Annotated in this window: 8 protein-coding genes; 1 reads left to right on the top strand and 7 read right to left on the bottom strand. The window is 60.2% G+C overall.

Annotation, left to right across the window (positions count from 1 at the left end; translation table 11 throughout):
• The coding region (locus B3520_RS12130; RefSeq protein ID WP_286876151.1) for an FG-GAP-like repeat-containing protein at positions 1–3,012 on the top strand (3,012 nt) is incomplete at its 5' end.
• A gap of 43 nt (positions 3,013–3,055) precedes the next feature.
• Here B3520_RS12130 and B3520_RS12125 read toward each other — a convergent pair.
• The 7 genes from B3520_RS12125 to rsxA form a co-directional block, all read right to left on the bottom strand.
• Entirely contained in the window at positions 3,056–3,877 is an 822-nt protein-coding gene (locus tag B3520_RS12125; RefSeq protein ID WP_286805979.1) for a mechanosensitive ion channel family protein, read from the bottom strand.
• Between the two features lie 95 nt (positions 3,878–3,972).
• Entirely contained in the window at positions 3,973–4,689 is a 717-nt protein-coding gene (locus tag B3520_RS12120) for an electron transport complex subunit E (protein WP_286805977.1), read from the bottom strand.
• The gene (gene rsxG / locus B3520_RS12115; RefSeq protein WP_286805975.1) at positions 4,686–5,378 is read right to left on the bottom strand and encodes an electron transport complex subunit RsxG; all 693 of its coding nucleotides are present in this window, start codon (positions 5,376–5,378) and stop codon (positions 4,686–4,688) included. The genes B3520_RS12120 and rsxG overlap by 4 nt, the downstream gene beginning before the upstream one ends.
• A complete protein-coding gene (gene rsxD / locus B3520_RS12110; protein WP_286805973.1) occupies positions 5,379–6,431 on the bottom strand; it encodes an electron transport complex subunit RsxD in 1,053 nt (350 codons plus the stop codon).
• A 3-nt stretch (positions 6,432–6,434) separates the two neighbouring features.
• Positions 6,435–8,735, bottom strand: coding sequence for an electron transport complex subunit RsxC (gene rsxC / locus B3520_RS12105; protein WP_286805971.1), 2,301 nt, complete (start codon positions 8,733–8,735; stop codon positions 6,435–6,437).
• Positions 8,735–9,355 carry an electron transport complex subunit RsxB gene (gene rsxB, locus B3520_RS12100; RefSeq protein ID WP_123636812.1) on the bottom strand — a complete coding sequence of 207 codons (621 nt, stop codon included), beginning with the start codon at positions 9,353–9,355 and terminating at the stop codon, positions 8,735–8,737. Before rsxB ends, rsxC begins: the two co-directional genes overlap by 1 nt.
• Positions 9,356–9,394: 39 nt before the next feature.
• On the bottom strand, positions 9,395–9,970 hold the full coding sequence (gene rsxA / locus B3520_RS12095) for an electron transport complex subunit RsxA (protein WP_024459490.1): 576 nt from the start codon (positions 9,968–9,970) through the stop codon (positions 9,395–9,397).
• Positions 9,971–10,199 lie beyond the last annotated feature (229 nt).

The raw sequence follows: 10,199 nt of genomic DNA, 5'->3' as shown, positions 1-10,199 counted from the left end.
TTGCCCGCCGAGCCGCGCCAGGTGCTCGAGGCGCTCCGACAGCGGGTCAATGCGCTGGGGCTGAGTGAGGAGCCGGTGCCGGTTGAGGGCTCCAGGACGCCCGAAGGCGATCTGTTTGAGCTGGGTAAGCAGTTGTTCTTCAGTCGCTCGCTGAGTGAGCAACGGGATGTTGCTTGCGCCTCTTGTCACCACCCCTTGTTGGGGGGCGGGGATGGCCTGTCGTTGCCGGTGGGCGTCGATGCGGTCGAGCCGCAATTGATTGGTCCGGGCCGGGTTCACAATGGGGATCGGGCGCAGGATCCGCTGGCCGATGGTGGGCCAAACGTTCCGCGCAACTCACCGACCACCTTCAATTTGCATGTCTATCAGCGGCGGCTGTTCTGGGATGGACGGGTTGAGGTGACCGATTATCACCACGACGGAGACGGACAGACGGCCGCAATCCGCACTCCCGACAGTCTGCGCAATCTGCCGGATCCACAGGCCGGCCATGATCTGGCCGCCGCCCAGGCGCTGTTTCCCTTGGCGTCAGCCAATGAAATGTTCGGTCGCGAGGCCGGCAAGGTATTGAGCAATCAGGACAAGCGCCGACTCCTTGAGCGGCGCCTGCAGGGGGCGGGGTCGGAAGACGAAAACCCCTGGTTGCCACTGTTTCAGGCCGCCTTTGAGGATCCGCGAAAGAGCCCCGAGCAGGTGGTGACCATGGAGCGGGTCGGCCTGGCGCAAGCCCACTATCAACGCTCACAGGTGTTTCTTGATAACCCCTGGTTCAGATTTGTCGATGGCGATGACGACGCCATTTCCGAGGACGCGCGCCTCGGTGCCTTGCTGTTCTACACGCCGCTGAGTGAGGGAGGCTATGGATGCAATCAATGCCACGCTGGGCGTCGCTTTACCGATGAGTCGTTTCACAATCTGGCGGTTCCCCAGTTTGGACGAGGTAAGGATCGTCACGGATTTGATCTGGGGCGAATGCTCGAGAGCTCTCACCCGGATGACCGATACGCGTTTCGTACGCCTTCGTTGCTGAACGTCGCGGTAACTGGCCCTTGGGGGCACACCGGGGCATTTCTCTCCCTGAGTCAGGCGATCCGCCATCATATGGATGTGGAAACCTCGGTGCTTGCCTATGACTACAGCCTGCAGAGCAATCCGCAGTTCAAGGGCATCCCAACCGACCGGGAGCGCTACCGGAATCGCTCCCTGGAGGCGTTGGAGCAAGCCAGGGTCGGCGACAGTTGGCAGTACCTGTCGCACCGTCGCTTTGACCCGGTGCATGCCCAGTATCTAGAAGCCTTTCTGGAGACCCTGACCGATCCCTGTACCACGGACCCGGAGTGTCTGGCACGCTGGCTGCCCGGTGCCGATGATGATGGTCCGGATGGCGAGCGGTTGTACGCCCGCACCGGATCGTTCGTGGGGCAGCCCGTGACTTTCCAGCCCGCGCTACCGTCCCCGGTGCAGAGCCAGGCGCGAGTCGAGCCCGAGCCCATGCGGGAATCCTGGTTTGTGGATGCGACCGTAGCGACGGGACTGGATTATTCACTGCCGGTCGTGGGTAATGGCGACGAGCAACACCGGGTTTCGGGTGGGATAGCGGTGGGGGATTACGATGGTGACGGCTGGGATGATCTGTTTATCAGTCATTCGGTCTTGCCTGGAAAGCTATATCGCAATCAGGGCGATGGCACCTTTGAGGAGACCACCGAGCTTGCCATTGGCACATTGCGTAGTCAGCAGTTCGGTGCACTCTTTTTTGACTATGATCAGAACGGACACCGGGACCTCCTGCTCGTGGAGGATAACCGTCACGATGATTTCCTGAGGGTTTATCAGAATCAGGGAGACGGTTTTTTCCTGCCGGATCCCTTCAAAGCCGGTATCGGATTCAATCGTTTTACGCACAGTCTTTCTGCCGGCGACTTCGATCGGGACGGCCGGATTGATCTGTACGCAGCACATTGGGGATTCACGGCTGGCGCGGACAATAGTGGGTATTTATGGCGCAATAAAGGCGAAGGCCAGTTCGTCGATGCCAGTGATCTGTTGCCTCCCACCCGGGAGTCTCCCCAGACGGGAAAGCTAGGACTCGTCTTTACCGCCGCGTTTACGGATCTCAACAACAACGGCTGGCCGGATCTGTTGCTGGCCGGAGACTTTCTGACCAGTCAGGTACTGATCAATGACTCGGGGAGCGGGTTTGTCGATCGGACGGAGACAGTGATTTCGGACGAGAACGGAATGGGTATGGCCGTCGGAGACTATGACAATGACGGCGATTTTGACTGGTTTGTGACGTCGATATGGAACCCCCTCGAGCAAAAGGCTTACGTGGGAGGAGAGTCCGGCAACCGGCTTTATCGGAATGATGGTCAGGGGCGCTTTGGTGACGTAACCGATGAGGCGGGAGTGCGTCATGGGTTCTGGGGGTGGGGCGCCTGTTTTGCTGACTTCAATAACGATGGCTGGCTGGATATTTTTCACACCAATGGTATGACCAGTAAAAATGTCGCCAATGAAGCCATCTTTGCCCAGTTCATTCACGATCCCAGCCTGCTGTATATCAACAATGGCGACGGCACATTCACAGAGCAAGCGTTAGAGGTTGGGTTGAATCATACCCGACAGGGGCGTGGCGTCAGCTGTTTTGATTACGACCGGGACGGTAAGGTGGATATTTTTATCAGTCACAGTGGTGAACCCGTAACTGTATTTCGCAATGTCGCCCCAACGGATCACCACTACCTCACAGTCAGGCTTCGAGGTGGACCAACCAATCTGGATGGCATCGGGGCCAAGGTCCATGTGCGTAGCGGTCAATTGTCACAGGTGAGAGAGATCCGGCTGGGCTCCAACTATCTGTCGAACGATCCGCTGGTAGCCCACTTTGGGCTCGGTGAAAGCAAGCAAGTCGATGAGCTGAGAATCGTTTGGCCGGACGGCACAGAGCAACGGGTGGGGGCGCTTGAGGTGGACCAGTATCTGGTTGTCGAAAAGCCCGGTCCGTTGTGAGGTGGTGTGCAAGTGGGGCGCCGTCTGGCGGCGCCCCTGTGCCTCAGGCTTTTTCGTTGAAGATATGGAGATCGCGCTGGGGGAACGGAATGCTCATGCCGTTGGCTTCCAGCTCCACCTTGATCTTCTCCGTCATATCCCAGTACACCGGCCAGTAATCCTCGGTTTTCACCCAGGGTCGGACGATAAAGTTGACACTGCTGTCCGCCAGCGCCGAGACCGCCACATTGGGGGCCGGATCTTCCAACACCCGCTCGTCCGAGGTGAGGGCGGCCATCATGACTTCTTTGGCTTTCTTCAGGTCATCGCCGTAGCTGATGCCGAACACCATATCGACTCGGCGGGTGTCCCGGGCTGAATAGTTGACGATATTGTCGCTGTAGATTGAGCCGTTCGGAACGGTGACTTCTTTATTGTCAGGCGTGCGCAGAATGGTGGAGAAGATACTGATTTTTTCCACCATGCCCGCGGTGCCGGCGGCCTCTACATAGTCACCAGCTTTGAACGGGCGCAGGACCAGCAGTAGAAAACCGGCGGCAAAGTTCTGCAGCGACCCCTGCAAGGCCAAGCCGATGGCCAGGCCGGCGGCACCGAGAACGGCAATCAGGGAGGTGGTGTTCACACCCAACTGGTCCAGAGCGGCCACGATGACAAAGATCAGCAGCAGGACTTTGGCAATGGTCTGAGTGAACTCAATCAGTATGGTGTCGAGCTTGGTGCGCCCCATGACCTTACCGAGAATGCCGATCAGTATGCTGATGACGATCCGGCCGATGATGAAAATCAGCAGGGCGGTGACAATATTGATCGACCAGGGTATGACGTAGAGGCTGATCAGTTCATTGATTTTTTCGGTGTCGAACATGGACGTATCCCTCGATAGGTGATGAACGGTAGACACTAAGTCTAACGGATATTGCACCACTTTGCCGAAAGATTACGCAACGGCGAGCGTACGATTCAGCTGATGTTCCCGGTGGTTCGTACCCGCTTGTTGCCCTTGACCGGCTTGGCGGTGCGCAGGGCTTCGCGGCGCTTCAGTTGCGCATCGACGCTGTTTTTCAGCGCGATCAGAAAACCGGTCACAATAAAGGCCCCGGGCGGCAGCACCGCCACCAGAAAGCCGGGGTAGTGCTCAAAGGGCTGCCAGGTCCAATCCCGGGCGCTTTCGCCCAGCAGAAGGTGCATGTCATCGAACAGGGTGCCGTTGCCCAGCAGTTCGCGCACGGCGCCCACCGCGAGCAGTACAAACATGAAGCCCAGGCCCATCATCAGTCCGTCAGCCGCGGAGGGCAGCACCGGATTCTTGCTGGCGAAGGCATCGGCCCGGCCCAGAATGGCGCAGTTGGTCACGATCAAGGGAATGAAAATCCCGAGAATGGTGTACAGCTCGTAAGTAAACGCTCGCATCAGCAGTTCGATGCAGGTGGTCAGGGCCGCAATGATCATCACAAAAGCGGGCAGACGCACCGCATCGCTGACGCCCTTGCGAATCAGGGACACAATAATGTTCGAGCTGGTCAGTACCAGCAGGGTGGCCAGGCCCAACCCCAGGGCGTTGACCACGGAGCCGGTCACCGCCAGCAGCGGGCACAACCCGAGCAGCTGTACCAGCGCCGGGTTGTTGGTCCAGAGGCCGTTCTTGGAAATCGCTTGATAGTCGGCGGCGTCACTCATTGCGTCGTGCCTGTAGTTTCAGAGGATTCAGGAGCGGTTTCAGTGGTGTTGTTCGGCGCACCTTCCGGCGCTTGCTCGAAAAGTACCGCGTGGTGTTGTTCGACAAATTCCAGAACGCGTCGAACCTGATTGACCACCGCCCGCGGGGTGATGGTGGCCCCGGTGAACTGGTCGAACGCGCCTCCGTCTTTTTTCACGCGCCAGTCTTCCACACCCGGGTTACCGAGGGAGCGGCCGCGAAATCCCAGGATCCAGTCGCTTTTCTTCAGGTCGACTTTATCACCCAGCCCCGGCGTTTCATTGTGGGTAAGTACCCGCACACCGGCGATCTGGCCGTCCCGCTGGACCCCCACAATCATTCGGATGGCACCGCTGTAGCCGTCCGGAGCGATGGCGGGAATGATCACCGCTTCGACCTGTCCGTCCCGACGGGCCAGGTGGATGGCTTCGGACTGGCGCAGGCCCAGGGTATCCAGCGCATCCTGCGGCACCGGCAGGGTATCGGAGAGCAGGTCGTTATCGTGCTGATCCCGGGGAATGATTTCCAGCAGCGCGGCCGCCGCCGCCTGTCGCTCGGCCTCGGCAATCTGCTCTCGCGTAGCCTGGTAAGTGCCGGCAAGCACACCGGCGGTCACCAGGGCGAAGGCGCCCAATAACAGGCTGTTTTTACCAATCGACCAACCGAACATCTAGTGCTCCTCCTTTTCGGTCGCGCGGCGCGCCTTGGTGTGACCGTAGGTGCGGGGCAGCGTGTAGTAATCGATAAATGGCGCCGCGAAGTTGGCCAGCAGCACTGCAAAGGCCACTGCATCGGGGTAATTACTCCAGGCGCGCATGACGTACAACAGCACACCAATCAGGGCGCCATAGACCAGCCGACCACGGACACTGACCGCGGAGCTGACCGGGTCGGTGACAATGAAGAAAGCCCCGAACATGGTGGCCCCGGACAACAGGTGGAAGATCGGCGAGCCATTGCTGGCCGAGCTACCATCAAAGAATAGTACAGACATGACCGTCAGGGCGACCAACATGGCCACCGGGGCGTGCCAGGTGAACACCCGCTGGTACAGCAGGAAGGCGCCACCGAGCAGGAAGCCGAGGTTGACCCACTCCCAGCCGGCGCCCGCCAACCAGCCGGCGCTCAGCGTCGGATCACTGGCGTACAGGTCAGCCATGGTCTGGCCACTGTTCTGCTTCATCACATCCAGCGGGGTGGCCGCCGTGTAGCCGTCCACCGGAACCCCGGCAACAATCTGCTTGAAGCCCTCGGCCAGGCCCATCAGCGATTGGCCCTCCCCCAGGGTCGCCGCCGGGGCGGCCCATTGGGTCATCTCCACAGGGAAGGAAATCAGCAGCACCACATAACCGACCATGGCGGGGTTGAACGGGTTGTAGCCCATGCCGCCATAGAGTTGTTTGGCCAGAATGATCGAGACACCGCTGCCAGTGACCACCAGCCACCAGGGGCAATAGGGCGGCAGCGCCAGACCGAGCAGCACGCCAGTGACCAGGGCGCTGCAATCGCGCAGATAAAACAGTACCGGCCGCCCACGCAGTTTCATGACCAGCGCTTCGAACGTCAGGGCAGACGCGCTGGCCAGAAGGACATTGAACAGGCTTCCCCAGCCGAAGGCCAGGGTCATGGCGACCAGGCCGGGCAGCGTGGCGAATACCACCAGGCGCATCAGTTGCCCGGTACTGCGGGTACTGTGTGTGTGCGGGGAAGTGACCCTCAGCATCGGTTACCGGTCCTCGGTCAGTTGTTGCAATTTGTCTTCCAGCTTGGTGAGGCCGGTGCGAAACGCGTCCACGTTTTCGTCCTGCTCCGCCTCGGCTTTTTCCAGTCGCTGGCGGGCCTTCTCAATGCGGGCCTTGAGCGATTCAATCTGGGCCCGCTGTTTGTCTTCGGCGCTCATGGTTTCCATCGCGGCGGCTTTCGCTTTGGCCCGTTCAATGGCCATGCTGGCGACGTCGTCGGTATGGCGTGAAGCGGAGCTGGGTTCGGCCACCGTGGACGGCGCCAACTCGGACAGCTCCTGCTGGGTGTCGGCAATCTTCTGCTTGAGCTTGTCGACGCCCTGCTGCAGGGCATCCGCCTTGTCATCACCCGACTCCTGCGCCGCCTTGGCCTTTTCTTCAGCCTTCGCCAGGCGCTTGTAGAGTGATTCCAGACTGGATTTGAGCTTGTCCTCCGGGCTCATGGTCATCTTCGCCTGAGCGCGGGCGATCGCGGCAGAGACCGGGTCGTCAGCCGGTTTTGTATCGCTGGCTTCAGGCGCCTTCGGTGCGCTGCTGTCTTGCTCCAGGTGTTGCAATTTTTCTTCCGCTTCCCGGACTTTGAGCTCTGCCTGTTTGATGCGCGCTTTCTGCTTCTCACGCTGCTCGTCGGTCACCTCGGCACCGGGCTCGCCCGGCTCCAGAGGGCGCTGGGCTTTTTCCAGGCGGTCCTTGGCCGCGGCCAGGTTGCGTTCCAGCTTGGCCCGCTGCGCCTCGGGGGGTTGTTGCTTGGCCTGAGCCCTGGCCAGTGCATCTGCTACCGGGTCGGCCTTGGCGGCCGGCGCGTCGTCTTTTTGTTCGGCCAACTTGCGCTTGGCTTCCTCGGCGGCCTTTTTGCGAGCCTCGCGTTTCGCGGCCTTTTCGGCCTCCTCTTTGGCGATACGCTCCTGCCGGAACTCAAAGCGGCGACGGGCCCGGTCGGACTTCTCTTTCTCGTGCTGCTGCTGGCGAATCGCCCCTTTTGAGGCGCGGTAGTACTGCACCAGCGGAATATGGCTGGGGCAGACATAGGAACAGGCCCCGCACTCAATGCAGTCAAACAGGCTGTGCGCTTCGAGTTTTTCGTAATCTTCCGCCTGGGCGTACCAGAACAGCTGTTGCGGCAGCAGGCTCGCCGGGCAGGCCTCGGCGCATAGGCCGCAGCGGATGCAGGCCTGCGCTGGTTGAGGTGGCGGCAATTCTTTTTTGGTGGGCGCCAGAATGCAGTTGGTAGTCTTGATCACCGGCACGCTGGGCTCCGGCAGGGCAAACCCCATCATGGGTCCGCCCATCACCAGGCGCGAGGCTTTTTTGGCCTCGAAGCCATGCTGCTCCAGTAGAAAATCAATGGGTGTGCCCAACAGCACTTCGACGTTGCGTTGAGTTTCCAGGGCTTCGCCCACCAGGGTGGTAATGCGGGACACCAGGGGCTCGCCGTAACGCACCGCCCGATAGGCCGCCACGGTGGTGCCCACGTTCTGGCACACTACGCCAATGCTGGCCGGTATCTGGCCGCTGGGGACCTCTTTGCCGGTCAGAATCTGGATCAGTTGTTTTTCGCCACCGGACGGGTACTTGGTCGGGAAAGACACCACCTGCACCGGCGTGCCTTCGGCGGCTTTTTCAAGAGCGGCGATGGCCTTGGGTTTGTTGTCCTCGACACCGATCAGCAGCGCATCCGGGTGATCGAGCAACTTGGCCAGCAGCAGGGTGCCGGCGACAATCTCATCCGCCTTGACCTGCATCAGCATGTCATCGGCGGTGATGTAGGGCTCACACTCGGTGCCGTTAATGATCAGGGTGTGAATTTTGTGGTCCGCGCGCGGGCTCAATTTCACCGAGGTGGGGAAGCCCGCACCGCCCAGACCGGCGACACCGGCGCCGCGAATTTTCCCGAGCAGCTCGCTTTTATCCAGCGCGTCGTAATCGTCGCAGCGCTCCAGCGGGACCCATTCGTCCTTGCCGTCCACGTCGATGACAATGCTCGGGGCCGAGTAGCCGGAAGGGTGGGGAATCAGTCGATCCTCGATGGCACTGATAACGCCGGAGGTGGGCGCGTGTACCCGGGCGCTGAACACGCCTTCGGCCTCCGCGACCAGCTGGCCGCCCAGCACCCGATCGCCGACCTGCACCACCGGTTTGGCGGGCTTGCCAATGTGCTGGTTCAGCGGCAGGGTCAGCACCGGCGGCAGGGGCATTTTGGCCAGGGGCAACTGCAGGGATTGCGCTTTGTTCTCCGGCGGGTGAACGCCACCGGGAATGTCCCACACTTTGATTAAACTACCCATTACGCCGCTTCACCTGTGGTGTCTCGATCAGTGGCAATCAGATTGACCGCCTGCGCTTCGGCCGGAGCCGGTTTCGCCCACTTCCACTCGTTCAGCCCGGTTTCCACCGGGATCATGTCGATGCAGTCCACCGGGCAGGGCTCAACACAGAGGTCGCAGCCGGTGCACTCGTCAGCAATCACCGTATGCATCTGTTTGGCCGCGCCGATAATGGCGTCCACCGGGCAGGCCTGGATGCACTTGGTGCAGCCAATGCACTCGTCTTCCCGGATGTACGCCACTTTTTTCACTTCGGACTCTTCGCCGTGCTCCGCATCCAGGGTAGGGGCTTCCACGTCCAAAAGATCGGCCAGCGAATTGATGGTGGCCTGGCCGCCCGGCGGGCACTTGTTGATGGCATCGCCGTTGGCGATGGCCTGGGCGTAAGGACGGCATCCGGGGTAGCCACACTGACCACATTGGGTCTGGGGCAGAAGGTCATCAATCTGCTGGATGACCGGGTCTTCCTCCAGGCGAAAGCGCACGGCGGCATAGCCCAGAATGGCACCGAAGATCAGCGCCAGGCTACCGAGCGCGATCAGCGCCGAGGTAATCGGATTTTGTACGATCAGATCCAGCATAAGTCGATGCGAGTCAGTCGGTGAACGGTCGGTTTGGCGCTAGACCAAACCACCAAAGCCCATAAAGGCCAGGGACATCAAGCCGGCGGTAATCATGCCGATGGCGGCGCCTTTGAAGGGGGTCGGCACATCGGCGACGGCCAGGCGTTCGCGCATGGCGGAAAACAGAATCAACACCAGGGAGAAACCGAGCGCGGCGCCAAAGCCGAACACGGTGGACTCAAAAAATCCGTGGTCCTTGGTGGTGTTTTGCAGTGCCACCCCGAGTACCGCGCAGTTGGTGGTGATCAGGGGCAGAAAAATACCCAGTACCCGGTACAGCAGGGGGCTGGTTTTTTCGATGAACATTTTGGAAAACTGCACCACCACGGCGATCACCAGAATGAACGAAATGGTGCGCATGAAACCGATGTCCAAGGGCATCAGTATCCAGGTGTTGATCAGGTAGCTGCACACCGAGGCGAGGGTCAACACAAAGGTGGTGGCCCCGGCCATGCCGATGGCGGTTTCCAGTTTGTTGGACACGCCCATAAAGGGGCATAGGCCCAAAAACTGAACCAGTACGAAGTTGTTCACCAAAATGGCGCTCAACAATATGATGGCGAATTCGGTCATGCCTGTCCTTACCTGGGAAGTGAGCCCACTAAGGCGCACATTATCGTTAACCGGCGGGGGCGCTTCAATCTAAAAGCCCCGGCTGGTTAGGCTGTTTCAGCATATGCTTATGCCGCCTTACGGTTACGGCGGATGCGCCCCAAGTAACAGAGCTTGGGTGCATCATCACGACCGGCAGGAGAGGGGGAGATCGTTTGGAGACCCGCCCTGAATACATCCCTGTAGGCTT

The organism is Marinimicrobium sp. UBA4509, from assembly GCF_002388575.1.
Taxonomy (GTDB): Bacteria; Pseudomonadota; Gammaproteobacteria; order Pseudomonadales; family Cellvibrionaceae; genus Marinimicrobium; species Marinimicrobium koreense.
Note: the sequence above shows the minus strand (reverse complement) of the source record. Positions and strands in the feature narration are given on the sequence as shown.